Source organism: Nesiotobacter zosterae, from assembly GCF_033843645.1.
GTDB classification, from domain to species: Bacteria; Pseudomonadota; Alphaproteobacteria; order Rhizobiales; family Stappiaceae; genus Pseudovibrio; species Pseudovibrio zosterae.
This window is the reverse complement of record NZ_JAWXVZ010000004.1, coordinates 152,268-175,842: the sequence shown is the minus strand read 5'-3', so window position 1 is coordinate 175,842 and position 23,575 is coordinate 152,268. Positions and strand designations below refer to the sequence as shown.

The window sequence follows — 23,575 nt, the reverse complement described above, 5'->3', positions numbered from 1 at the left end:
AGGTGCCTTGGCGTTGGTTACACCAGCTCGGCGTGAGACAAGTGCAGGTATTGCAGGTAGCGTTCGTACTGGGTCACCACATCAGCAATGATCTGCTCTTCGGTGTAGCCCATCACGTCGTACTCCTGACCGCCTTGCTCAAGGAACACTTCCACACGGTAGTAGAAGGTGCCGTCATCTTCTTCTGCGCGGCTGTCCTCGGCTTCTTCGGTGTCTTCATCCATCACCAGCTCACCCGGACCCATTGCGAGGGCCGTGGTGAAGTAGCGTTTGCGCAGGGCATAGACGAAGACGTTCTCGTCCGCCTGCTGGATTTCAAGACGCAGGTTCGTGATGCCGGTCAACTTGACCCGGAAGCCCTGCTCATCAAACTCGGAACGGACGTTTTCCAACGCAGGTCTTGCAACGGTGCGCAAGAAATGGTTGGCGTCGCGCCGGGTCGGACGAGAGTTCAGGCTGCGGATGCGGCTTTGCCAATCCACCGTCGTTTTGGTGTATTGCACCGTGGTGTGGTGGTTTTGCAGGTTGCGCATGCGCAGCGCATCATCCTGAAGCGCCTTGTAAAGGCCAAAGCACATGGCCAGCATGACCAGAACGAATGGCAGCGCGCTGACGATGGTTGCCGTTTGCAAAGCAGCCAGACCGCCCGCCCACAACAACACAATGGCCACAACACCCTGAAGCAGAGCCCAGAAAATGCGCTGCCATACCGGGGCATCGGTAACGCCGTCAGAGGTGAGGCTGTCGATGACCAGTGAGCCGGAGTCCGAAGAGGTCACGAAGAACACGACAACCAGAATGATGGCAATGCCGGACAGGATTTCTGTCAAAGGCATGTATTCAAAGAACTTGAAGAGCGCCACGGACACGTCCGTGTTGACCGCTTCCGCCAGATCGGTGGCCCCGCCATTCATGATAAGGTCAATGCCGCTGTTGCCGAAGATGGTGAACCAGATCAGCGCAACACCGGTTGGCACAAACAAGATGCCGACGAGGAACTCGCGAATGGTTCGGCCACGGGAAACGCGGGCGATAAACGTGCCAACAAATGGTGACCAGGAAATCCACCAGCCCCAGTAGAGCAGGGTCCACCCCCCCAGCCAGGCGTCCTTGCGATCGTAGGCATAGAGGTTGAATGTCTTGTTCACCAAGTCACCGAGGTAAGAACCGGCGTTCTGCACCAAGGTCTGCAGCAGCGTCACTGTTGGGCCGACGATCAGGATCAGCACCAACAGGCTGAAAGCCAGCATGAGGTTCAGCTCACTGAGCTTTTTCACGCCGCGGTCAAGGCCGGAGAACACAGAGGCTGTCGCCATCAGCGAGATCACAACGATCAGAAGGATCTGAATGTTGGTGGAGACAGGCACGCCAAACAGATAGTTCAGGCCTGCGTTCACCTGCATGGAGCCATAGCCGAGGGAGGTCGCCACACCAATCAGCGTGCCGATAACGGCGAAGGTGTCGACCGCGTGGCCGATCGGGCCATAGATGCGCTCGCCAATGAGCGGATAGAGCGCAGAGCGCGGCAGCAGCGGCAACTGGTGGCGATAGGTGAAGTAGGCCAGCGACAACGCCACAACAGCATAGATTGCCCAAGCGTGCAGACCCCAGTGGAACATGGTGATCTTGAGCGCTTCGCGGGCAGCTTCGATGGTTTCAGGCGAAACATCGGGCGGGGCCAGAAAGTGCATGACCGGCTCGCCAACGCCAAAGAACACCAGACCAATGCCCATGCCAGCAGAAAACAGCATGGAGAACCAGCTGCCATAGCTGTAGTCGGGTTCTGCGTGATCCGGGCCGAGCTTGATGTCGCCGTAGCGGCTGGCCATCACGAACACAATGAAAATGAGAAAGATTGCAACGCCCAGAATATACAGCCAACCCACATGGGTTTCGATCCACGACTGGATGGCGGAGTAAAACTGTTGCGATTCAGTGGGCCACGCGGCCCCGGTCAGCACAAGCAATGCAATCATAGCCACAGAACCGCCAAAGACGGGTGGACTAAATTTGTAGTGGAACTTCATCGGAATACACCAATAAATGCTGCATATTCTTGCAGCTTGTTTGGAAGGGACATGTAATGCCTAAGTCTTCAGTCTTCATGCCCTGGAAGACTGGCGTAGATAATGTTTTTCTTAGGCTTGCGATATGTGTAGCTCTACTTAGTCTAGCTGACAGATTCGTACTTTGAGCCAGAGCCTGTCAGAATTTCCATGAATTTCAATAGTGTAGATTAGGCAGTACCGCGTAGATTCAGCGGTTTTTTTTATGCTTGTGGCTAAAACTCAGCGCTCAGCAATCGCAAAACGCCCCGCTTTGAGACAAGGCGGGGCGTTTCAGGTTATAGATCAGCAGCGAGAAGGTGGCGGACCTTGGGCCCGCCGCGGCCCCGGTTCAGGGCGTTCACCGCGTCTTGAATGGCCCGGTCATCATGCGTCACTCGGTCGTGCTGCAACAGGTGCGCCCGCCAACTTGGCACTATGAAGTACTCCACCCAGGTTTGCGTGTCTTCTGCATCCTGCAGGATGTTCCAATCCAGCGCGCCGTCTCTGCGGCGGACTTTGGCGAGCTGCTGGATTGCGTCCAGAAATGCGGGCTGATCGCCCTCGGCCACGGTGTATTCCAGCGTGACCATCACCGGTCCGCGATCATGTTCCACGTCGCTCTCAACAACGGGCGCCGGCCAGTGCAGGGAGGGGGCGAGGTTGAGGTCGCCTGCTGCGGTCAGGTGCCACTTGCGCGTCAGGAACACACAGGACGCAAGGCCCAATGCCGCAACTGCGAGCGCAGCAGGAATGCTGAAACTTGAGGCGACCTGCCCCCAGACCACGCTGCCCAAGGCCATGGACCCGAAGAACACGGTGAGAAAAACGGAAAGGCCGCGGGCCCTTACCCACTCCGGCAAGGAAGATTGTGCCGATACGTTGAGGCTGGAAAGCACGGAGATCCAGAACAGGCCACCCAGCAGAGCGCCCGCATAAGCGGCCCACACCGATGGGATGAAGGCGAAGGCGATCAGCACGGCAGCGGTGCCGAGGGAACCGGCCATCACCGTTTGGTCTGCGTCCAGCCGCGCGCGTATGGAGGGCAGCAACAGCGCGCCCATCACCGCACCTGCGCCCACCAAACCCATGAGCACGCCGTAAAGATCTGGGCCGCCTTGCAGAACGTCCTTGGAGATCAACGGCAGCATGGCCCAGTAGGCACTGGCGAACAGGAAGAACGCCACTGCCCGCACCAGCGTGGAGGTAAGGGCCACACTGTTGAAGGCATAGCGCAGGCCGGTCAGGATTGCCGGAATGAAAGGCTCCTTGATGACACGGGTTTTCTCGGCCTTGTTTTCGGGCCGCCAGTAGAGCAAAGCGCCGATGATGGCGATAAAGCTCAAGGCGTTCAACGCAAACGGGGCGGCAAGGCCCACCAGCGAGATCAGGAGACCGGCGAGCGCCGGGCCAATCGCGCGGCTGATGTTGATGCCCATGGAGTTCAGTGCCACGGCGGAGGAAAGCTGCTCTTTGGGGATCAGCTGAGGCACGATGGCCTGCCACGCTGGGGCCATGAAGGCCGCGCCGGTGCCGAACAGAAAGGTGAAGATGAGCAACAGGCTCGTCGTCATCGCGCCCAGAGCCACCAGCACCGCAAACAGGGCGGCGGTGCCGCCCATGAGCATGTTGACCAGAAGCAGGATCTTGCGCCGGTCCACCAGATCTGCAAGGGCCCCGGCAATCAACGCAAACAGAAACACCGGCAATGTGGTTGCTGCTTGCACCAATGCGACCATCAGCGGGCTTGGGCTCAAGGTGGTCATGAGCCAGGCCGCGCCCACCTCATGCATCCATGTGCCCACGTTGGAGATGACGGTTGCCCCCCACAGCACGGCAAACGCACTGTGGGAGAAAGGGGCCCAAGCGCCCGGTTTCGGCGCAGGGGTGACGGGGTCAGCCTTGGAAGACATCGGCCCACTCCGGGTGCTTTTTGCGCTGCGCGTTCACAAAGGGGCACAGTGGCAGGATCTTGTAGTTTCCTTCGCGAGCATCGGCCACGAGGCGCTCAACAAGCTGAAGGCCAACGCCCATGCCGCGCATGCTGTCAGGCACGTCGGTATGATCGGCGATGACCAGCTTTTCGCTGGCAATTGAGAACGTCAATTCGGCGGGTTCGGCAATCCCATCAACCCGGGCGATGTACTGCCCCTTGGTCTCGGTGGTTTCGCGGGTGATATGAACGGGTGTTGTGGTGGACATTGCGGTTTCCTTGTGGCGGGAGCGGATAAAGCCGCCATTGACTTCAAGACCATAGGGCCGGATCAGCTTTCCTTCGAACCTTGATCGGTCGCGGAGAGCTGCTGCGGAGATGCCGGTGCTGCAGGCTTGCAACCGGTGGCATAGCTCTTTGCGTGCAGGCATTCGGCCGCAGCTTGATCGACAGTCAATTGGTCTCGCGCCCACGAGACCGCTGTTTCTCCAACCAACATGCCCAGAAGGCCCAGCAGCGCGATCACCGGCGGCGCCGGGGATCGTGTGCCAAGCAAGGCATAAAGCGCACCAACACCAAGCCCGATGCCGAGCGATACCAGATAGGGGGTCGCGTTCATTTCCGGCTCTCCTTATCAGACCGCAAAGCACGAACAGCCAAGCGCGCCCCAGAAGCTCTTGAGGTCTTTGGTTGGAATAGGGGTGGCCCAAGCGATCTGGTGCTGGTGGCCATGGAGGCCGCAGCCGTGCGAGCAGCCATCATGACACGCCCGTTCCATTGCTTGCGGCGGTGCATAGACACCCTCGCGCTGTGCCGGCGAAGACAGATGTAGCACCGGAGACCATGAAGGGCTGGCTGGCGGAAGCGGCGGATCGTAGCTCGCAAACGCGCCGCTGGCATAAACAATGCGACCGCCCACAACGGTCAATTCAGCGCTGATCTGCTTGATCTCCTCCGCAGGAACCGTGAGATAGTCCGCAGAAAGAACCGCAAGGTCGGCGTATTTGCCTGCGCTCAGAGTGCCCTTTTGCTCCGCCTCGCCAGAGAACCACGCCGAGCCGTTGGTCCAGAGGCGCAAGGCGGTCTCGCGGTCCAGCGTGTTGGCTTCCGGGTAAAGGCGCATGCCGCCAAGGGTCTTGCCGGTGGTGAGCCAGTAGAGCGCCACCCAAGGGTCATAGGAGGCGACGCGGGTCGCATCCGTGCCCGCACCGACCGGCACGCCCATCTCCAGCATCTTGGTGACAGGCGGTGTTGCCTCTGCTGCGCGCTCGCCATAGCGGTGAACAAAGTACTCGCCTTGATACGCCATGCGGTGCTGAATGGCGATGCCGCCGCCCAGAGCCTTGATGCGTTCAATGTTGCGCTCGGACACCGTTTCTGCGTGGTCGATAATGAACCGCGTTTCAAATGGAGTGCGGCCATTGACGCGTTCAAAGACGCTCAAGAACCGGTCAATGGTTTCGTCATAGGTGGCATGGATGCGGAACGGCCATTTGTTGGTTGCCAGCAACTCAACAATGGGTTCAAGCTCTTGTTCCATGTGCGGGGCCACATCCGGCCGTGGCTCAAGGAAGTTCTCGAAGTCGGCGGCAGACCAGGTGAGGTTCTCACCGGCACCATTCATGCGCAGATACGCATCACCAGCGCCCGGTTCTGTCATGGCCACCCAGCGTTCGTAATCGCTCAGCTCCTCGCCCGCCTTCTGCGCGAACAGATTGTAGGCAATTCGCAGGGTCAGCTGGTCGTCGTTGCGAAGGCGCTCAATAACCTCATAGTCATCAGGGTAGTTCTGGCCGCCGCCGCCCGCATCAATCACGGAGGTTACCCCGAGGCGGTTAAGTTCACGCATGAAGTGGCGTGTGGAGTTGATCTGGTCTTCAAGCGGGAGTTTTGGGCCCTGAGCCAGCGTTGAATAGAGAATGAGTGCGGACGGTTTGGCAATCAGCATGCCTGTTGGGCGGCCATGGCTGTCTTTTTCGATCAGGCCACCGGGAGGGTTCTGGCTGTCAGAGGTGATGCCAAGCGCGTTCAGCGCCGCTTTGTTCAGCAGGGCGCGCCCATAGAGATGAAGAATGAAAACCGGCGTGTCTGGAGCCGCTGCGTTGATTTCATCCAGCGTTGGCATGCGCCGCTCGGCGAACTGAAACTCCGACCAGCCGCCCACAACACGCACCCATTGCGGGGCAGGTGTCCGGTCGGCTTGCTCTTTCAAGAGGCGCAGGGCATCGGCAACAGAGGGCACGTTTTCCCAGCGCAGCTCCATGTTGTAGTTAAGGCCGCCGCGAATGAGGTGGGTATGGCTGTCGTTGAGGCCCGGAATGACGCGCTGTCCCTGAAGGTCGATCACTTTGGTGGTCTCACGGGCAAGGCGCATGATCTGTTCGTTTGTACCGACAGCGTCAATCAGGCCGTCTTTGATAGCAAGTGCCTGCGCCGCAGGTTGCTGCGGATCCAGTGTGGTCACCTTGCCGTTCATGAGGATTAGGTCTACGTCGGCCATGCTATTCCTTCCGTTGTTCTGTCGGCTCTCAGGAGCGCCGAGGAAAAGCGGTGGCCTGCATTCCCCAACACGGGCTACCGTCAATGTTCGTAGTCTACTCGCTCATGAAAGAGAGGGGGCGACGGCACCAGCTTTGAAAGGTGCCGTCATCCGGGTTACTTGGCGTCGCGACTGTCGCCAAAGGTGACCACCGGTGACCAGTTCGGGCTCACGGGTGGCACATGGCTGAGGTCATGCGTGGCAAACTCATCCTTGGCGTAGACCACACGGCCACCAACTGCGGTCAGGGCAGAGGTGATGCGTGCGATTTCCGCGTCTGTGACCGCGAAATAGTCGCGATCCAGAATGGCAAAGTCTGCAAGCTGGCCTTCGGTGATGGCGCCCTTCTTGCCGGAATCTCCGGTGAACCAGGAAGAACCAACGGTCCAGACGCGCAGCGCCTCTTCACGGGTCAGCAGGTTGTCATCGTCGTACATGCGCATGCCGCCGCGCGACAGGCCTGTGGCCATCCACTGGATGGAGTACCATGGGTTATAGGAGGTCACGCGGGTTGCGTCCGTGCCGCCGCCCATTGGGATGCCAAGGTCCATGATAAAGCGGAAGTTTGGCGTCTTCTTCAGCTTCTCCATGCCATAGGTCTTGACGAAGTCCTCTGCCTGGAACTGCAAGCGGTTCTGCAACGCCACACCGCCGCCCAGCTCTGCAATGCGCTCAAGGTTGCGCTCAGAGAAGGTTTCCACGTGGTCAACGAACCAGCCATCCACGAGGCCCGCGCCGCGTTTGACATCTTCATAGACCTTCAACAGGCGATCGCCGGTCTCGTCGTAGGTGATGTGCTGGCGGAACGCCCAGCCCTTTTCACCCAGCAAGGTCATGATCTTGTGCTGGATCTCTTCCGCGTTCCGGTCAATGTCCGGACGCTCTTCGCCGAAGATCTCAAAGTCGTAGGAAGCCCATGACAGGTTCTCACCTGCACCGATGAGGCGCAGCATGTCATCGCCTTCACCCGGCGTGAAACGGTCGGTCCAGTCTTGGTAGTGTTCGAACTCGCGGCCTTTCACCTGCGGGAAGGTGTGGTAGCCGATGCGCGTGGTCAGCAGACCCTCGCGGTGCATGTGGTTGATGACCTGATATGGGTCCGCATCCGGGAATTCCATGCCGCCGCCACCGGCGTCAGACACGGAGGTGATGCCCATGGAGTTCAGCTCGTCCATGTATTGCATGGAGGAGTTGATCTGGTCGCGGATCGACAGCTTCGGGGCCTGGCTCAGGGTCTTGTACATGAGCAGGCCGGACGGTGCGGAAATGAGACGGCCGGTCGGATCGCCGTTCGCATCCTTTTCGATAACGCCGCCCGGGTAGGTTGGGTGGCCTTCCTTGTCATAGCCGAAGTATGAGATCGCGCGGCTGTTCAGCAGCGTCATCTTGTAAAGGTAGTGGATCAAGACCGGATGGTTCGGCGCAACGCTGTCCAGCTCCGCCACGGTTGGCAACCGCTTTTCCTTGAACTGGAACTCTGAGAAGCCACCAGCAACGCGGATGAACTGACCTTCCGGCGTGCGCTCTGCCTGAATGCGCAACAGGTGCAGCGCTTCTTCCAGACTGTCTGCATGGTCCCAGCGAACTTCCAGATTGTAGTTTACGCCACCCCGAATGGAGTGGGTGTGGCTGTCGATCAGGCCGGGAATGATGCGCTTCTTGTTGGCGCGCACCACCTGCGTGAACGGGCCAATCAAGGGCGTGACATCCGCCTCGTCACCAATCTTGATGAACTTACCATCACGGGCGGCAAGTGCCGTGGCTTCCGGGCGGTTGGGGTCCATTGTGGTGATGCGGCCATCAAGCACAACGAGGTCAGCATAGGCGTCGGTCGTTTGGCCAACGGCTGAATGAAGAGGGGCAGAGCCCAGAAGGGCAGCGGTGCCCGCAAGAAACTGGCGGCGTTGAATAGGCATAGCAAAGGCTCCAGCCGCACGCGGTGCGGTCAGTTGTGATTGCTTCTATTGTCAGGAGTTCGGGGTGGGCAGACCGGCTGTTTTTGTTTTTGGGGGCCGGTCTGTCCTGTTTGTTCAGCCTTACTTGGCTGGAACTGGGTCGAGCTTGGGGCCGTGCTCAGCGCGTTCTGGGGCCTTGTGAACCATGGTGTAGGCGTAATCTACGCCCATGCCGTAGGCGCCGGAGTGTTCCTGAACAAGGCCGATGACCTGATCATAGGTGTCCTTGCGGGCCCAGTCGCGCTGCAGCTCAAGCAGAACCTGCTGCCATGTGACTGGAATGACACCCGCCTGCACCATGCGCTCCATGGCGTAGTCGTGTGCTTCCTTGGTGGTGCCACCGGAAGCGTCTGCGACCATGTAGATCTCGTAGCCGCCTTCGCGGATCGCATCGAGAGAGAACATCAGGTTGCAGACCTCGGTCCACAAACCGGAAACAATCACCTTCTTGCGACCGTTCTTGGCCAGCGCGTCGCGCACCTTCTGGTCATCCCAAGAGTTCATGGAGGTCCGCTCCAGCAGCGGCGCATCAGGGAACACAGAGAGCAGCTCTGGATAGGTGTGGCCAGAGAAGCTTTCGGTCTCAACCGTGGTGATGGTCGCTGGCAGGTCGAAAATCTTCGCGGCCTTGGCGAGACCAACTGTGTTGTTCTTCAGGGTCTGGCGGTCGATGGACTGAACGCCGAATGCCATCTGAGGCTGGTGATCGATGAAAATGATCTGGGAATTTTCAGGGGTCAGCAGTTCCAGTTTATTGGACATTTCCGGTCTCCTTGTGTGCCGCTTTCAGGCGGTGGATCTAAGCATGTGTGTCTGTGGCAGAGCCCTGTTTGGTTGACGGTCCAGGCTGGATTGAAGCGCCCGGTGGTCAGTTGTTCCCTGCGTGATGACCCTAATATCTGCGGATTTGGCGCCAAGACAATCAGGTAAAGAATGGCCACACTGTTCACTTTTAATGAACGATAAGGGGGTGCAAATGGGAATGTACACAATGCAGAGATCGTAGCTTTGCGTAGCTGACGTCGGGTCTCTGGCGATTGCACAGTAGTTTTCATCTGTTGGCTCGCGGAGAGCCATGATAGCCAAGTCATTGTTGACGATGGGGCAAGTATTTGTTGGGTGTGCGTTCCTCACCTTCCGTGCTCGGGAGGCGGCTTACCTATGCATATGCTGGAAGCGATCCTTCAGAAAAATAAAGGGAATTTCGTTGCTTCCATGCGCGGTTTGAATTTCTCATTCTGAATGCGCGCACCAGATGCACCTCCTTCAGGAGGCCATCCTCAGGTGGCGGAACCTCATAAAAATGGGTAGAGAATCGCGCAGGTGACCCTTCGTTATCCGGTGCGGCAGGCACTTTTTTTGGAATTTTTTTTTGCTTGACGTTTTCTTGCAGAAACAAGTGCTTGCGCCGTAAAACGTAAAGAAACATTCGAGAAAATCCAATGTAATACATGATCATGCGCATCATTCCGTGAGATGATAATAAAATCGATTAAATTTATAGTTATATACTTGAAAGATGCTTCGAACTATTTGAATTATGGGGCTGTTTTGAATAGGTTTTTATTTCTCTCAAATCCCATGATGTATCACTGCTGTTTTACAAAATTACTTGTTTCGAGTATAAGGCACTTGTTTTTCATTGGACACGAAAGAGGTTATTACATGAGATCCATTCAGTTAGCTGCCGCGGGTATTGCCCTGTCTGCTGCCTTCGCAGTTGCTCCCGCAGGCGCTGCCGAGGCTCAGTGTGAGATCGATCGTCCGGTTGTTTTTGCTGGCTTGGACTGGGACTCTAACGCGTTCCACAACTCCGTTGCGCAGTTCATCCTTGAAAACGGCTACGGCTGTCAGACGGACTCAATTCCAGGCTCCACCATTCCAATGCTGAACGGCATGGTGCGTGGTGACATTGACGTCACCATGGAAGTTTGGAAGAGCGTGCTTGGCGATGCCCTGCCACCAGTTGAAGAAGCCGGCAAGGTTGTGAATCTGGGCGTGAACTTCCCGGATGCGCTTCAGGCATGGTTTATTCCGAAGTACCTTGTTGAGGGCGAAGATGCGCCAGCAAAGGGTCTGACGTCTGTTTACGATCTGCCTAAGTACAAGGAAGTTTTTGCCGATCCTGAAGAGCCAGGCATGGGCCGCTTTTACAACTGCGTACCAGGCTGGGGCTGTGAGGTGGTCAACACCAAAAAGATGCACGCTTACGGTCTGACGGATGACTTCGTGAACTTCCGCCCAGGTACCGGTGCATCCATGGCAGCAGCCATCGAATCCAGCATCCTGCGCAAGAAGCCGATCGTATTCTACTACTGGGGCCCAACCTGGGTTCTGGGTAAGGTACAGGATCAGCTGGTACAGCTCGAAGAGCCTGAGTTCGATCAGGAAATCTTCGACGCCATGAACGCAGAAAGCGATCCAACTCAGGTAAAGGCTGCGGTGGAAACGCCACTGACCGAGATCTACACCTACGCAAACACCGAGTTTGCTGAGAGTGCACCACAGATCGTTGAGTTCCTGAAGAACTACGAAACCACCAGCGCGGACATCTCCAAGGCTCTTGCTTACATGCAGGACACTGGTGCGTCCACGGATGAGGCGGCAGTCGAGTTCTTGAAGAACAACCGCGATGCATGGGCATCTTGGGTTCCAGCGGACGTTAAAGAGCGCGTAGAAGCTGCTCTGAACGCAAGCTAAGCTCAGAGGCTCTCCCACGGGCGTGGTTCAAACGTGTGCCGCTTGAGCACCCTGTGAGAGCTTTGAAGAGACAAACAGGCCCGCGCCTCCATGAGGGCGCGGGCCTTTTTTGTGTCTGTTCAAAGGGGGGGCTGAGCCGCGATGTTGTGGGGTGAGTCTGTCGGCGGCGTGCCGGGAGCGTGGCCGGAGCGCTCAGCGCGTGCGCCCCACTTGGGCGTAGGTCATCGTTTTTGGCTGTTTTTCGGGCAATATCACGGGTTCAGCTCTGCGTTGGGTGGAGGGTAGAGCTGCGTTTCATGCAGGGCATGCTGGTTTTGCGCCTTTCCCGTCAGCGCCCCTCACGCCTCATAGGGTTCCTGATAATCGATTATGAAGTGCCCATGACAACGGGTTTATGGCCTATCCTACTGAAAATAAATGATAATATCCGTATTCCGCTAGCGTGAGCTATGCATCGACGTGCTCGAGATTGGTGGTATTTTAGGTTAACTATGCGTGAAACGCATGACGGAACTGCGTTTCGGTCTGTTTTTATCCGTAAGCCATTCGTCCATATTCAGGGTGTAGCGAAAAGGCGCTCCCAAGAAAAGCGCCAAGCTCCCCCACCCGAGAGGGAAACGAAAGGATACGAAATGTCTATTACTGCTGTATTTGATGGCGCTCTGAGCTCCGACGTTGAAAATAAGTCTGGTCTGTCCCGCTTTGTAGCTCGTGTAATCCGTGCTCGCGAAATGCAGGCTCAGCGTCAGGTCGCACAGACCCTGCTGAAGATGGATGATGTTACTCTGGCTGCTATGGGCCGCTCCCGTGCTGCTCTGAAGCGCGAACTCTCTGAACTGGGCTAATCGCCTTCGTCTCAGAGCTTATAAGAAGGAAAAGTGTCTGCCCGATCAGGGCCCTTTGAAACAGACAGCTTCCTTCCGACAAAAAAACCTCAGCTTCCCTGTTTGGCCCATGTGAGCCTCCCCGGAAGCGGAGGTTTTTCTAGTTTCAGGCCTTTAAAACTGCATCAGCGCGCAGGTGAAGGCCACGGCGCCGCCCATATTGGACGCATGCGCAGACCCTTCCAGTTCCACAAAGTGTACATTCGCCGCCGAGGCACCCGCGCTCCGTGCGAACTCACGCCGGCCAGCCCCAAGGTCTGCCGCAGGCTCATCCTGCGCTGAACCCAGGAAGAGGTTGAGAGGATGGAGCGGGTCTTGCCGCGGCACATTGAAAACGAAAAGCGTGGGCTTGCCGGGCTTTCCGAAAAAGAGCAGAGACAATTGGGTGGGCTTCTGGCAAAACTACTGGAACATATCAGCGCGTCGGACGCAGACCCCTCCGACACCTAAGCGTTTCTTTAGTTTTTAAGTTTCACCGCGGCACCTCGTTTGGCGGCGCGCAGTGAACTGGAGTGAACCCGTGCCCAAGTTTCTGAGCATTTTCCCGTTTCTGTTCTCCCTGATTGTCGCGCCTGAATTGGCGGGCGCGCAGGAGGGGAATTTCAACGCCGGCGTCACGCGCATCATGGTGCAGACCGACAACGAGCCGCTGACCGCGTTGGTGTGGTACCCAACCGAAGAGCATGGGGAGCCGTGGTCTTTGGGGCCGTTCCAGATTGCTGCGGTACGCGACAGCGCGGTATCAACGCGCGAGGCCTTTCCGCTGGTGGTCATCTCCCACGGACGACAATCGGACCCGTTGGCCCACCGGCAGCTTGCAGCCAGTCTGGCTCGCAACGGGTTTGTAGTTGTGGCGCCAACCCACAAGGGCGATGCTTTTGGCATGCCCCCTCAGCCCCTTTCGGAAGTGTTCCGTCAACGGCCTGAGGAGGCGAGAAGCGTCATCAGCAGTATGTTGGCGGATGAGCGCTTCGCACCGTCCATTGATCCCGAGCGCGTCGGCATGATTGGCTACTCGGCGGGTGGGTACACTGCTCTGGTGCTTGCTGGGGCCAGCCCCAACTTTGCCGCTGCGGCGGCCTATTGTGCGGGGGAAGGCACGGCCGACGTGGGCTCGTGCGGATCTGATGGCTGGCTGATGAGCGCCGATGCGCAACGCGCCTTGGAGACATGGCAGCCCATCGCAGACCCGCGTCTGAAGGCCGTGGTGTTGTTTGATCCTCATGCCATGATGTTCGACGGCTCTGGTCTGGCAAGGGTTCAGGCTCCGGTACTGCTCTATCGCCCTGAGAACGACAGCCTGATGCCCGCGCAAGTCAACGCGGAGCTGGTGTCCTCCAGTCTTGGCGATCTGGCCACGGCGCATACCGTGCCCGGCAGGCACTTCGTTTTCATTGACCCATGCCCACCTGCCATTGCCGCAGAAGCAGCCCTGATCTGCCAGGACGCGCCAGAGGTGGACCGGGCGGCGCTGCATCGGCAGATTGAGGCAGAGGTCGCGGCCTATCTCAAGCAGCACCTTTAAGCGCTCTCAGGCGGAACTTCCCATAAAACCGTTTGTTTGGGCGAGATAATTCCCCCTTTTGGAAGACCTCTCAACTTTCGTAGGGTAATCTAGCAGCACCCTTGAAGGTGACTTTCAAAAAACCTGATGAAATGCAGAACGCAGTGGCCCGAGCCGCTGCGTTTTTTTCTATTGGTTCCAAACAGGCGGGCATGGGTGTTTTGCTGTCATGCCATGCGCCGAATCCTCTATATCTGTCAGATAGATAACGGATCTTTATGGATCTATCTATTTTCCTGATAGACGAGCCTCGCCGATTTCATGCGCTTTTCTTCGGTTTATACACGTCATGCGTGTTGCAGCGCCGGGCCAAAACTAGTCGATTTCCCGTAGAAAAAACACGAGGATTCAACGGGTTAGCGTACTGTGAAATATCTCTAAAGGTGGAAGTTCAAATCAGGAAAACTGATACAAAACTGGAAGCCGCGCCCAGTTAGGGGGTGGCGCTGCGTCACTTGCTTAAGACTCAAAAAAACCACCATTATAGTCAATTAGATAGGTGCCTTGCTGATCTCTGATGCCTGCCGGTGGAGCGCAGGAAATACGATGCTTTTGCGGCTTCACTTCACAGATGCCGCAAAACAAAGCCGCTGAAACAGCCCGGCTTCAGCGGCAAATAGTTCATTTAAATCAAATAGATAATTAGGTTTTTCTGTCCTTCAGAGAACTTGTATTGATATATCAAATAGTTGCGCGTGATCACTATCAGTTATCCTGATATAATCTGCCGCTGTTACATCTTGATGGGATTTTGCTTAATCATGCGCTTCGCCTCGCGCAAAATCACGTCTTTCAGCGGGTTTTCTTCGGCATTTGTCCGCCAGACGAAGGACAACATCCGCTCGATTTTGATCTCCGGCACATTGAGCATCACGAACTCGCCGCTTTCGATGTACTGGATCACATCCATATAGGGCAGGCAGCTGATGTAAGGGCCGTTGGAGATCAACGCCCGCAGCACTGGCACGTGCTCATATTCACGCCAGACGTCCAGATCATCCAGCACGCCAAACAGCGCTGCATCGAAGATGGCACGTGTACCAGAGCCGGGTTCGCGCAGCACCCATTTGGCCTGTTCCAGCTGGGTCAGGCTTACTCTTTCGTTAGCCGCATAAGGATGGTGCTTTGAAGCCACAATCACCAGGTGGTCGTGACACCAGACCTCCTGCTGCAGGCGGCTGTCATCACAGCGCCCCTCGATGATGCCCAGATCATAGCGGAACTCGCGTACCCCTTGGGTCACACGTTCCGTATTTCGCACCTCCAGATTGATACGTAACTCAGGGAACTCCCTATCAAGATTACTGATAAGGTCCGGTACCAGGTGTTCGGCGCCGGTCTGACTGGCCCCAACGGAGATCTCACCGCTGATAAGGTGTTGATCGTAAAAGCCAAGTTCAATTTCCTTGGCATCGAACAGAAGCTGCTTTGCGCGGGGGCGCAGCCACAGACCCCAGTGAGTGAGTACCAACCGACGCCCCTGTCGTTCGAACAGGGGGCGGCCCAGTGTTTTTTCCAATTGTGACAACGCCATGCTGGCCGCTGACTGTGTCAACGCCAGCTTATCAGCTGCCTGACTGACGCTGCCGCTGCTTGCAACGGCGTCAAACACAGCCAGCTGCTTCAACGAATAGCGCATTTCTTGATTTTCCTAGTTGCCCGAATGGCTTCCGCATAGGGCGGGACGCTCGGTGAGGGGATTGAACAGCACATCAATTTTACTGAATCCACTCCGAAAAACAATCAATTTTACTCGGCAGGTCACATCCGGCTAACTGAGGTCATCCCAAACGCAAATGGGGCTCAAAACCGAAGGAGATCAAAGAGTTATGTACGCAGCTTTTCAAAAGTCCAAGCGTCGCACAGGCTCTCTAAAAAACGAAGGAGACCTGTATGGCATCTGACTTGAAAGTGGTTGAACTTTCCCAGTTCAGTCCATCGGAGATGATGCAGCAGGCAGAACACTACGCTTCCTCCAAAACCTCAAAACCGACCGCCATGACCCTTGGATTGGCTGTCATGGCCGGAGTGTTCATTGGCCTCGCGTTCGTCTTCTACATCACCATCACCACGGGCAGTGAGGCCCTGGGGTGGGGACTGACCCGGGTGGCCGGGGGGCTTGCGTTCAGCATGGGCCTCATTCTGGTGGTCATCTGCGGGGGGGAACTGTTCACCAGTTCGGTTCTCTCTGCAATTGCCAGAGCCAACCGGCAGATCACCTCGTTTCAGATGCTGAAAGGGTGGGCCAAGGTATATGTCGGCAACTTCTTCGGGGCCATGTTGCTTCTTCTGCTGGTTGCCATGGCAGGCCTTTACCAACTGGACCACGGGCAGTGGGGCTTAAATGCACTCAACATTTCCCAGCACAAACTGCACCACACGCCGGCCCAGGCATTCGCCCTCGGCATCTTGTGTAACATGCTGGTTTGTCTGGCAATCTGGATGACATTCAGTTCCACGCAGATGCTGACAAAAGCCATGATGGTTGTTCTGCCAGTGGCCATGTTCGTCAGCACCGGCTTTGAGCACAGCGTCGCCAACATGTTCATGGTGCCGCTGGGTATCACGATCCAGAACTTCGCGGGACCAGAGTTCTGGCAGTCCGTAGGGGCCACGCCCGGCCAATACAGTGATCTGACGCTTTACAACTTCATTGTCGCGAACCTGATCCCCGTGACACTGGGCAACATCGTTGGGGGCGCCGTGCTTGTCGGCCTCAGCAATTGGCGGATTTACCAGTTCGCCAAACCGAAACAACCTGAGGTCCAAATCACGCGCTTGTTCGACAAGAAGGCGGCCACGATAGGAGAGATCAAAATGCTTAAAGACAACCTGCTCATCGAAAACATCATGCACGCTGAACCGATCACTCTGGCACCTGATCTCCCCGTGCGCACCGCCCTCGACACTCTGCTCGACAACGACATCAATGGTGCTCCTGTTGTCGACAAGGACAAGCAGCTTCTCGGTTTCTTCTCTGTTCAAGATGTCCTGGTTGAACTGTGGGTGCAGGACTACATGCCCGACACCGACCGTCAGGTGCAGCACTTGATGCGCCGGGAAGTGGAAACGGTTGAAGCAGGCGACAGCGTCCTTCAACTGGCCGAATACCTCAGCATCGACAAGGAAACCCTCTACCCAACCACCGGCATGGGGTATGCCACACGCCTTGCCACCCAGCCACTGGCAGAACGGGCCAAGGAAGCCATCGTCAGCCGCCCACACCAGTACCCTGTGATGAAGGGCGATACGGTGATTGGTCTGGTAACCCGGATGGATGTGGTCAAGGCCCTGCGCCCGGTATACGGCGAAAAGATCAACGTGCTGGACGGCATCAAGAAGGAAGCCATTGCCAGCTAAGAGAGATCCTCTGGTTCCTACTGCCCAAGTCTCCACTTAAGGAACCAGAGGTACCATGTCCACGGTTTTGGAAGGGCCGTGGATTGGTCTAACCCCCCGGCTGGAAGGTCCGGGGGGTTATTTGCATTGGGGCGTGAGCATTACGCACACGCAATGACGCCGCCACCTATCACAAGTTGAATTTTGGGCAATGCGGCTGGATGAAGCAGCTTTGCAGCCCCCGCCTCGCCGCTGGTCCGCTTCACAAGCCGTCTGTGCTGGCGTCAAGGGCTGTAACAGCCATTATGCCGAAGACGGGGTTCGTGCCATGCCGTGGAATTTCGAAAGTGAAGAAAACACCTTCAAGGTCAGTCAGGATGGGGACTGGCTGGTTGGGGTTTTCAACGGCGATACCGACAACCAATCCTCGGTGTCCTTTACCACCACAATCGACTTTGATGATGCCAAGGCCCAACTGCCCGCCGATATGTGGGCCCAATTCGGTTACATGACCACCAACCCGACGGGGGAAGGGCTGGGCTATATGCTGTGCTTTGTCGCCGCGACCCGTGCGCTGGAGCAGGACCCAAAGGTCACAAGGATTTTCATCTCCTCCGGCAGTGTTGAAGGCGGCGGCCAAGCCCTCATCAAGAAGCTCGGCGGTGTTTTTGACATGGATCTGGAGTTTGAAACCACCACTGGCGGCACACTGAAGCTGCCGGGTTACATCATCGATGTTGAAACCATGCAAACCAACTCCGCACAAGGCTTCAAGAACAAGGGCTGGCGCTTGAGTTAGCCATTGGCCGCGCACCTCGCGCTCCAAACTCTCCTCAAACGGCAAGACAGGCCCCGGTTGGTGGCCTGTCTTTTGGGTTTAATGCAGCAGCGCGGGGGCCGGTCAGTCAAGCCACGGCAAAACCTTGCCAAACTGAACCAGCTCGCCCTTCGGCAAGTCCTGCTCAGGTGATGCAAGCACCAGATCCAGTATGGCACGTGCCGCGTCATCCGGGTTCTGTGCCTCATCCATGTTGTCAAACCATGGACGGGAGGCGTCCGTGTCCACCAGCCCCGGACAGACCGCGTTGAACATGATGTTGGCTTCTGGGCGCTCCTGTGCAATTTTCCGCGCAGCGATGCGTGCCGTAGCTACCTGCCCGATTTTAGAGGGCACGTTGATCCACTCTGGCCAGCCTTCGGCTTTTGCCGTTCCCGCTTCCGCGGCAGCCACATAGGCGTCCATAGTGCCTTCAATGTCATCAAAGGAAAGCGTGTTCGTATCGAACAGCGGGCGCAAAGTGCAAGGCAGCAGGGATAGACGGCCAAACCCGCTGGCAACCATCACATAGCGGGCCTTGGGGTTCAAAAGCGGCCACAACGCACCCAGCAGTGCGCGCGAACCGTGATTGTTGGTAGCAATGAGCTGGCGCACTTGTTCTTCTTGGGGGCGGTCTTTCACCATGCGTGCGGCGGCGTTGGACACCACAATGTCAATGCCGCCATGGTCCGCTTGGAGCTTCGCAGCGAAATTGGCAATGCTCTCCGGTTTGGTAACATCCAGAAGGCCCAGCTTAACAGCGGCGCGTGTTTCGCCGAGTGACGCCACAGCGGCTAAGCCGCGGTCTTCGTTTCGCGCGCATAGATAAACAATATCATTCTTTTCAAGTCGGCGCGCTAAACCGCGGGCGAGAGCGAGGCCAAGGCCCTGATTGGCCCCGGTGACAAGTGCAACTCGTGTCATGCTTTTTCCTTTCGCGATGGGTCAGGAAAGCGCAGCGTCCGGAACCGCAGTCTTTTGCCGTGTTTTTCCGTTCGAAGCGCGCCCTGTGGTGCCCTCAACATGACATCTGTGCGAAATAATGATAATGGTGCAAAATAGAATGTATTGATGCAATGATAGAATAATGATCTATAACAATTTGGCGCTGTTTGTAGTGTTGGCGCAGGAGCTGAACTTCACCAAAGTCGCGCAACGCACGGCCATTCCAGCAAGCCGCGTCAGCCGCCGAATTGCCGAGCTGGAAGCGCACTTGGGGGTGAAACTGTTCGAACGCACAACCCGCATGGTTCGGTTGACTGAAGAGGGCCGCCGCTTGCTGGACCGGTGCCAAACGCCGTTTGAACAGCTGCAAGACGTGGCTGGCGTGTTCTCGGAGGGCGCCCGGCCCATACTTCGCCTCACGGCGCCGCCGTTGGCAGCCCGCACCACTATTGGGCCGAGGTTGCTTGCCTTTGCCGCCCGTCATCCGGAGCTGCAGGTTGATCTTACGACCACCACGGCTGAACTGGATTTCGTGCGGGATAACATTGACTTGGCTTTCCGCCTCGGGCCGCTCTCGGACTCGACGCTGGTCGCGCGCAAGCTTTGGCACGTGCCCTATGCCTTTTGCGCAGGGCGTGGCTTCGCTGAACAGCATGGGCTACTTGGCCCGATTTCTCGCGAGCGGTTGCTTGCCGTGCCCGCCATTTTGGCCCGGCAGTCTTGGACCTTGCAAAATGGCGAGGTGCTGAAGCCCACCAACATTACCCACCTCTTCGACGATCTTAACCTTGTTCATCAGGCCATGGTTCTGGGAATGGGGGTCGCGATGTTGCCTGAGGACATGCTGGAAAAGGAGGCCGTCGTGCTGGACGTGGCCCAGACCCAGCCGCTTGAACGCGCGATGTATGCCGTCTATCCCAGCCGACGTTTGTTGCCAGCTCGGGTGCGGGCCCTCATTGAGCACATGTCAGAGGGCGGGCAGGGTTCCCCACAACCGTAGCACCTTCAGCAACGTCCTTTGTCACCACAGCGCCTGCGCCCACGATTGCCTCATCGCCAATCGACACGCCCGGCATGATCACGGCCGCGCCGCCGATCCAGACACGAGATCCGATGGTCACAGGCTTGGCGATTTCCAGCCCTGCCACCCGCTTTTCCGGGTCTTTGTGGTGCTGCGCGCAGTAGATCTGCACGTTTGGCCCCAGCATGGTCTGGTCCCCGATGCGCACTGGCGCGCTGTCCAGAATTGTGCAGCCAGCATTCAGATAAACCTGCGCGCCCAAATGGATGTTAAAGCCATAGGAGCAGTGAAACGGGCTTTCGATGAGGGTGCTGTCGGTGGACGAGCCCAAAAGCGCCCGCAGCTTTGGGCTGATAAAGCCCCGCTCTTGTGGGGGGAGGGTGCAGTGCTCATGCACTGCTTCATGGGCCCTGCGGCGCAGCCCATCAAGCTCGTCATCAAGGCAGCAATACCACTCACCAGCCGCCATTTTCTGCCGTTCACTATGCATCAATTGCCCCCTTGCAGACGATCACCGCAAAGTGTCGAGGGCTCCCCATAAAAAGGCAAGAGGACAATGGCACGCATGTACCGTTCAATGGCGGCTCCCATCGTTTGGTCAAGCCACCTCTCGCCCGTTTGACTCATGTAAGCTTCAACCGGACTGTTGGCACCAAAGCTTTAGGTTGCTTTGTCGTGTTTACTCGTTGTCTCGTTGAGTTATGCTGGGCGCAGTTTTTAGGGGGCATCATGGCAGAGAAAGAAGATCCGGAAGGCGACAACATGCATGCCGTTTGGGCCCTGCTGTTTTGGTGCCCGCCAGCCGTCGCCGGCTTTCTCGGGGTCTATTTTGGATGGACCCGGACCCAGTTCATTATTGCTTTCAGCATCGCGACGCTCCCCCTTACGGTGTCGCTGGCGTGCTATTGTTTTGTCCTGGTCATGGATTTTTGGCGCAAAGCCTCCTGGCTCTGGCGAATTGCAGCAATGTTTGGCTTTGCCATTTTCGCCTATGGAGTCAGCCCCTTCATTCTGGCCATTTGGGGCTGAACCGGCGGCCCTTGTGTTCCCTTGCCCCCCATGCCCCTCATGGCACAACCTTTGACAACGGCACGCCTGCACCCGTCCATGAAGGGGTGCGCGCGCTCTAGGCCAGCACTGCCGCGCCAACGGCGGCCTTGAGCTTGGCAGGGCACACGGAGAAAACGGCGTTGGGTGCGCCTGCAGCCGCCCAAACAACCTCGTGGTTCAGCAGGGCAGGGTCCATGTAAACGGCGACCGGGCACATGTGGCCAATCGGGGCAACACCGCCAATGGCAAAGCCGGTTTCCTTGCGCACGCGCTTGGCATCTGCCCGTGTCAGCGGTCCACCAACAACGGTCGCTGCGGCCTCCAGGTCCGCCTGTCGGTCACCTGCAACAAGAAGCAGCACGAACTCTTCCGTGTCTTCCCGCTGGAAAATCAAGGATTTGACGATCTGCCCCACTTCGCACTTGCACGCATTCGCGGCTTCTTCTGCGGTGCGGGTGCTGTCCGGCATGGTCAAGATCGTGATCTCAAGCCCAGCTGCTTCCGCCGCCTCTGCTACCCGCTCCATGCTGCTTTTCTTCGCCATGCCCACCTCAAGTAATGGATTCAACAGAGGTTTGGAATAGCCACATGGGGCCGCGTTCGCAAGCCCGCACACGCTTGAGTTTAACTCCAGTTTGAGGCGGGCTTGGGAACGAGCCTACAGCATTTCCAGCGAAACGGGCCGTGTCGGGGCCGGATAGAGGGCATCCAGTTGCGCCAGAACATCGTCGCCAAGCTGGATGTCCAGAGCGGCCCTGTTTTCGCGCAGGCGCAGCACATGACTGGCTTTTGGAATGGCGAGCATGTTGGCGCGGCGCAGTACCCAGGTAAGGCCCAGTTGCGCGGGCGTCATGCCAGCTTCCTTGGCAACGGCGTTAAAGCTGTGATCACGCAGCAGTCGGCCCTGCTCAATAGGGGAATACGCCATGACCGGCGTGTTGTTTTCCTCCATGAGCGGCAGCAGGTCGAATTCCGGGCCGCGCCGGGTCAGGTTATAAAGGATCTGGTTGGTCGCACAGTCCTGCCCGCCATCACAGGCCCAGACCTCCTCCATGTCCATGGGGTCGAAGTTGCTGACGCCCCAATCGCGAATGAAGCCGCGTTCTTGCAGCCACTTGAAGGCATCAATCGTCTCCTGCAGTGGCACACTTCCCGGCCAGTGCAGCAGGTACATGTCAAGGTACTCGGTCTTCAGGCGGCGCAGCGTGCGTTCACAAGCCGCCAGAACCCCATCAAATGTGGCGTTGTAGGGGTAAACCTTGGAGACGAGGAATGCCTTGTCGCGCTGGCCTTCAATCGCTTCGCCAATCAGCTCCTCAGAGCGGCCATCGCCATACATTTCGGCGGTGTCGATCACTTCCAGCCCGCGCTCAAGGCCCTCGCGCAGAACGGCGATCTCATCCCGGCGGTCTGAACGGCCTTCGGCAATCATCCAGGTCCCCATGCCAAGCACAGGCACTTCCCGCTCGCTGCCAAACTTGATCTTGCGCATCCTGCTCTCCTTCCCCGTGCATATGAGCTGATCTTCTGCGTAACCCGCCAAAATCCCGCGGGCCAATTGGGAAAAACCCGCAAAATGCGAAATTTTCGAACACGTTCGATTTTCTTGCGAACATTAAGATATCCACCAAGCAGGAAAATGACAAAAAGCTGTTTTAAAGGAACTGCTGAATTTGATAAAACCTCAGCAAAATTCTTCGGCATTTGCCGAATTCTGCCAAAGAAGGGTTATGCGTTGGCAAAAATTGCACTGATCACAGGCGTCACAGGACAGGATGGGGCGTACCTAGCAGAACTATTGCTTGCAAAAGGATATACTGTTCACGGTATAAAGCGCAGATCTTCGTCTTTCAACACAAAGCGCATCGACCATTTCTATGAAGACCCGCACATCGAAAATCAGCGGTTTTTTTTACATTATGGTGACATGACAGATGCCACCAATCTAATACGCATTATTCAGGAAGTTCAGCCAGACGAGATCTACAATCTGGCAGCTCAAAGTCACGTTCAAGTTAGCTTTGAAACCCCTGAATACACAGCGAATTCAGATGCTTTGGGAACGCTGAGAATATTGGAAGCAATTAGAATCCTACATATGGAAGAAAAGGTTCGCTTCTATCAAGCATCTACCTCCGAGCTTTATGGTAAAGTTCAAGAGGTTCCCCAAACAGAAAAGACACCGTTCTATCCCAGAAGCCCATATGCTGCGGCGAAACTCTATGCCTACTGGATTACGGTAAACTATCGTGAGGCCTATGGAATCTATGCTAGCAATGGAATCCTGTTCAACCACGAAGGCCCCACGCGAGGTGAAACTTTTGTTACCCGAAAAATCACCAGAGCCGCTGCCGCTATCTATCTTGGGCAGCAAGAATGCTTGTATCTAGGAAACCTAGATGCCAAGCGTGACTGGGGCCATGCACGAGATTACGTAGAGGGTATGTGGCGCATTCTTCAGCATGCCAAACCTGATGATTTTGTGCTTGCCACTGGAGAAACGCACAGTGTACGCACTTTCGTTGAGCTTGCGTTCAGCCAAGTAGGTCTATCCATTTTTTGGGAAGGTAGTGGTGCCGAAGAAGTTGGCTACGAGAGAGACAGTGGGAAAGCGGTCGTCAAGGTTGACCCACGATACTTCCGTCCAACTGAAGTTGACCTTTTGATTGGCGACCCGAGTAAAGCAAACAATCTTCTTGGCTGGACCCCCAAAATCTCGCTCAGCGACATGGTCGCGGAAATGGTCAAATCAGATTTGGCTGAACTTGAAGGTGCGGGGTAGG

General features: G+C 56.8%; 22 protein-coding genes. 8 read left to right on the top strand and 14 right to left on the bottom strand.

Annotated elements, in window-relative coordinates:
* Positions 1 to 17: 17 nt before the first annotated feature.
* From Q3Y58_RS07330 to Q3Y58_RS07295, 8 genes are all read right to left on the bottom strand, one after another.
* Entirely contained in the window at positions 18 to 2,027 is a 2,010-nt protein-coding gene (locus tag Q3Y58_RS07330; protein ID WP_319621733.1) for a BCCT family transporter, read from the bottom strand.
* A gap of 317 nt (positions 2,028 to 2,344) precedes the next feature.
* Entirely contained in the window at positions 2,345 to 3,958 is a 1,614-nt protein-coding gene (locus Q3Y58_RS07325) for an MFS transporter (RefSeq protein ID WP_319621732.1), read from the bottom strand.
* Positions 3,942 to 4,247 carry a GNAT family N-acetyltransferase gene (locus Q3Y58_RS07320; RefSeq protein WP_319621731.1) on the bottom strand — a complete coding sequence of 102 codons (306 nt, stop codon included), beginning with the start codon at positions 4,245 to 4,247 and terminating at the stop codon, positions 3,942 to 3,944. Before Q3Y58_RS07320 ends, Q3Y58_RS07325 begins: the two co-directional genes overlap by 17 nt.
* Before the next feature lie 62 nt (positions 4,248 to 4,309).
* Entirely contained in the window at positions 4,310 to 4,597 is a 288-nt protein-coding gene (locus tag Q3Y58_RS07315) for a DUF1427 family protein (RefSeq protein WP_319621730.1), read from the bottom strand.
* A 15-nt stretch (positions 4,598 to 4,612) separates the two neighbouring features.
* Entirely contained in the window at positions 4,613 to 6,478 is a 1,866-nt protein-coding gene (locus Q3Y58_RS07310; RefSeq protein ID WP_319621729.1) for an amidohydrolase, read from the bottom strand.
* Positions 6,479 to 6,633: 155 nt separating this feature from the next.
* The gene (locus tag Q3Y58_RS07305; RefSeq protein ID WP_319621728.1) at positions 6,634 to 8,433 is read right to left on the bottom strand and encodes an amidohydrolase; all 1,800 of its coding nucleotides are present in this window, start codon (positions 8,431 to 8,433) and stop codon (positions 6,634 to 6,636) included.
* A gap of 120 nt (positions 8,434 to 8,553) precedes the next feature.
* Positions 8,554 to 9,234, bottom strand: a complete 681-nt coding sequence (locus Q3Y58_RS07300) for a hydrolase (RefSeq protein WP_274219081.1) — start codon at positions 9,232 to 9,234, stop codon at positions 8,554 to 8,556.
* 397 nt (positions 9,235 to 9,631) lie between these two features.
* Positions 9,632 to 9,901, bottom strand: a complete 270-nt coding sequence (locus Q3Y58_RS07295; RefSeq protein ID WP_319621727.1) for a hypothetical protein — start codon at positions 9,899 to 9,901, stop codon at positions 9,632 to 9,634.
* Between the two features lie 236 nt (positions 9,902 to 10,137).
* On the opposite strand from Q3Y58_RS07295, the gene Q3Y58_RS07290 reads away from it, so the two are divergent.
* Positions 10,138 to 11,172 carry an ABC transporter substrate-binding protein gene (locus Q3Y58_RS07290; RefSeq protein WP_274219082.1) on the top strand — a complete coding sequence of 345 codons (1,035 nt, stop codon included), beginning with the start codon at positions 10,138 to 10,140 and terminating at the stop codon, positions 11,170 to 11,172.
* 632 nt (positions 11,173 to 11,804) lie between these two features.
* The gene (locus tag Q3Y58_RS07285) at positions 11,805 to 12,017 is read left to right on the top strand and encodes a hypothetical protein (RefSeq protein ID WP_274219083.1); all 213 of its coding nucleotides are present in this window, start codon (positions 11,805 to 11,807) and stop codon (positions 12,015 to 12,017) included.
* Between the two features lie 153 nt (positions 12,018 to 12,170).
* On the opposite strand, the gene Q3Y58_RS07280 is transcribed toward Q3Y58_RS07285, so the two are convergent.
* Positions 12,171 to 12,437, bottom strand: a complete 267-nt coding sequence (locus Q3Y58_RS07280; protein WP_319621726.1) for a hypothetical protein — start codon at positions 12,435 to 12,437, stop codon at positions 12,171 to 12,173.
* 139 nt (positions 12,438 to 12,576) lie between these two features.
* Here Q3Y58_RS07280 and Q3Y58_RS07275 point away from each other — a divergent pair, with 139 nt between their 5' ends.
* Positions 12,577 to 13,581, top strand: a complete 1,005-nt coding sequence (locus Q3Y58_RS07275) for an alpha/beta hydrolase family protein (protein ID WP_319621725.1) — start codon at positions 12,577 to 12,579, stop codon at positions 13,579 to 13,581.
* Between the two features lie 772 nt (positions 13,582 to 14,353).
* Here Q3Y58_RS07275 and Q3Y58_RS07270 read toward each other — a convergent pair.
* Entirely contained in the window at positions 14,354 to 15,259 is a 906-nt protein-coding gene (locus tag Q3Y58_RS07270) for a LysR substrate-binding domain-containing protein (protein ID WP_274219086.1), read from the bottom strand.
* Positions 15,260 to 15,513: 254 nt separating this feature from the next.
* Here Q3Y58_RS07270 and focA point away from each other — a divergent pair, with 254 nt between their 5' ends.
* Complete coding sequence (gene focA, locus Q3Y58_RS07265) at positions 15,514 to 16,980, top strand: formate transporter FocA (protein ID WP_319621724.1); 1,467 nt, start codon at positions 15,514 to 15,516, stop codon at positions 16,978 to 16,980.
* Positions 16,981 to 17,170: 190 nt separating this feature from the next.
* Positions 17,171 to 17,758, top strand: coding sequence for a hypothetical protein (locus Q3Y58_RS07260; RefSeq protein WP_319621722.1), 588 nt, complete (start codon positions 17,171 to 17,173; stop codon positions 17,756 to 17,758).
* A gap of 102 nt (positions 17,759 to 17,860) precedes the next feature.
* Here Q3Y58_RS07260 and Q3Y58_RS07255 read toward each other — a convergent pair whose 3' ends face one another.
* Positions 17,861 to 18,700 carry an SDR family NAD(P)-dependent oxidoreductase gene (locus Q3Y58_RS07255; protein WP_319621721.1) on the bottom strand — a complete coding sequence of 280 codons (840 nt, stop codon included), beginning with the start codon at positions 18,698 to 18,700 and terminating at the stop codon, positions 17,861 to 17,863.
* A 163-nt stretch (positions 18,701 to 18,863) separates the two neighbouring features.
* On the opposite strand from Q3Y58_RS07255, the gene Q3Y58_RS07250 reads away from it, so the two are divergent.
* The gene (locus Q3Y58_RS07250; RefSeq protein WP_319621720.1) at positions 18,864 to 19,721 is read left to right on the top strand and encodes a LysR family transcriptional regulator; all 858 of its coding nucleotides are present in this window, start codon (positions 18,864 to 18,866) and stop codon (positions 19,719 to 19,721) included.
* Here the strand turns inward: Q3Y58_RS07250 and Q3Y58_RS07245 are convergent.
* Entirely contained in the window at positions 19,675 to 20,232 is a 558-nt protein-coding gene (locus Q3Y58_RS07245; protein WP_413697796.1) for a sugar O-acetyltransferase, read from the bottom strand. The genes Q3Y58_RS07250 and Q3Y58_RS07245 overlap by 47 nt on opposite strands.
* Before the next feature lie 239 nt (positions 20,233 to 20,471).
* Here Q3Y58_RS07245 and Q3Y58_RS07240 point away from each other — a divergent pair, with 239 nt between their 5' ends.
* Positions 20,472 to 20,771, top strand: a complete 300-nt coding sequence (locus tag Q3Y58_RS07240; protein ID WP_319621718.1) for a hypothetical protein — start codon at positions 20,472 to 20,474, stop codon at positions 20,769 to 20,771.
* Between the two features lie 97 nt (positions 20,772 to 20,868).
* Here Q3Y58_RS07240 and Q3Y58_RS07235 read toward each other — a convergent pair whose 3' ends face one another.
* Positions 20,869 to 21,336 (bottom strand): YbaK/EbsC family protein, encoded by a 468-nt coding sequence (locus tag Q3Y58_RS07235; protein WP_319621717.1) that lies wholly within the window; start codon positions 21,334 to 21,336, stop codon positions 20,869 to 20,871.
* Positions 21,337 to 21,450: 114 nt separating this feature from the next.
* Positions 21,451 to 22,284: an aldo/keto reductase gene (locus tag Q3Y58_RS07230; protein WP_319621715.1), complete on the bottom strand. Its 834-nt coding sequence runs from the start codon at positions 22,282 to 22,284 to the stop codon at positions 21,451 to 21,453.
* 147 nt (positions 22,285 to 22,431) lie between these two features.
* Here Q3Y58_RS07230 and gmd point away from each other — a divergent pair, with 147 nt between their 5' ends.
* Positions 22,432 to 23,574 (top strand): GDP-mannose 4,6-dehydratase, encoded by a 1,143-nt coding sequence (gmd, locus tag Q3Y58_RS07225; protein ID WP_319621714.1) that lies wholly within the window; start codon positions 22,432 to 22,434, stop codon positions 23,572 to 23,574.
* Position 23,575 lies beyond the last annotated feature (1 nt).

Bases quoted from the DNA above. Each gene is read 5' to 3' on its own strand.
- Q3Y58_RS07330 (WP_319621733.1), bottom strand. From the start codon at position 2,027: ATGAAGTTCCACTACAAATTTAGTCCACCCGTCTTTGGCGGTTCTGTG.
- Q3Y58_RS07325 (WP_319621732.1), bottom strand. From the start codon at position 3,958: ATGTCTTCCAAGGCTGACCCCGTCACCCCTGCGCCGAAACCGGGCGCT.
- Q3Y58_RS07320 (WP_319621731.1), bottom strand. From the start codon at position 4,247: ATGTCCACCACAACACCCGTTCATATCACCCGCGAAACCACCGAGACC.
- Q3Y58_RS07315 (WP_319621730.1), bottom strand. From the start codon at position 4,597: ATGAACGCGACCCCCTATCTGGTATCGCTCGGCATCGGGCTTGGTGTT.
- Q3Y58_RS07310 (WP_319621729.1), bottom strand. From the start codon at position 6,478: ATGGCCGACGTAGACCTAATCCTCATGAACGGCAAGGTGACCACACTG.
- Q3Y58_RS07305 (WP_319621728.1), bottom strand. From the start codon at position 8,433: ATGCCTATTCAACGCCGCCAGTTTCTTGCGGGCACCGCTGCCCTTCTG.
- Q3Y58_RS07300 (WP_274219081.1), bottom strand. From the start codon at position 9,234: ATGTCCAATAAACTGGAACTGCTGACCCCTGAAAATTCCCAGATCATT.
- Q3Y58_RS07295 (WP_319621727.1), bottom strand. From the start codon at position 9,901: ATGTTTCTTTACGTTTTACGGCGCAAGCACTTGTTTCTGCAAGAAAAC.
- Q3Y58_RS07290 (WP_274219082.1), top strand. From the start codon at position 10,138: ATGAGATCCATTCAGTTAGCTGCCGCGGGTATTGCCCTGTCTGCTGCC.
- Q3Y58_RS07285 (WP_274219083.1), top strand. From the start codon at position 11,805: ATGTCTATTACTGCTGTATTTGATGGCGCTCTGAGCTCCGACGTTGAA.
- Q3Y58_RS07270 (WP_274219086.1), bottom strand. From the start codon at position 15,259: ATGCGCTATTCGTTGAAGCAGCTGGCTGTGTTTGACGCCGTTGCAAGC.
- focA (WP_319621724.1), top strand. From the start codon at position 15,514: ATGGCATCTGACTTGAAAGTGGTTGAACTTTCCCAGTTCAGTCCATCG.
- Q3Y58_RS07260 (WP_319621722.1), top strand. From the start codon at position 17,171: ATGCGGCTGGATGAAGCAGCTTTGCAGCCCCCGCCTCGCCGCTGGTCC.
- Q3Y58_RS07255 (WP_319621721.1), bottom strand. From the start codon at position 18,700: ATGACACGAGTTGCACTTGTCACCGGGGCCAATCAGGGCCTTGGCCTC.
- Q3Y58_RS07250 (WP_319621720.1), top strand. From the start codon at position 18,864: ATGATCTATAACAATTTGGCGCTGTTTGTAGTGTTGGCGCAGGAGCTG.
- Q3Y58_RS07245 (WP_413697796.1), bottom strand. From the start codon at position 20,232: ATGCATAGTGAACGGCAGAAAATGGCGGCTGGTGAGTGGTATTGCTGC.
- Q3Y58_RS07240 (WP_319621718.1), top strand. From the start codon at position 20,472: ATGGCAGAGAAAGAAGATCCGGAAGGCGACAACATGCATGCCGTTTGG.
- Q3Y58_RS07235 (WP_319621717.1), bottom strand. From the start codon at position 21,336: ATGGCGAAGAAAAGCAGCATGGAGCGGGTAGCAGAGGCGGCGGAAGCA.
- Q3Y58_RS07230 (WP_319621715.1), bottom strand. From the start codon at position 22,284: ATGCGCAAGATCAAGTTTGGCAGCGAGCGGGAAGTGCCTGTGCTTGGC.
- gmd (WP_319621714.1), top strand. From the start codon at position 22,432: ATGACAAAAAGCTGTTTTAAAGGAACTGCTGAATTTGATAAAACCTCA.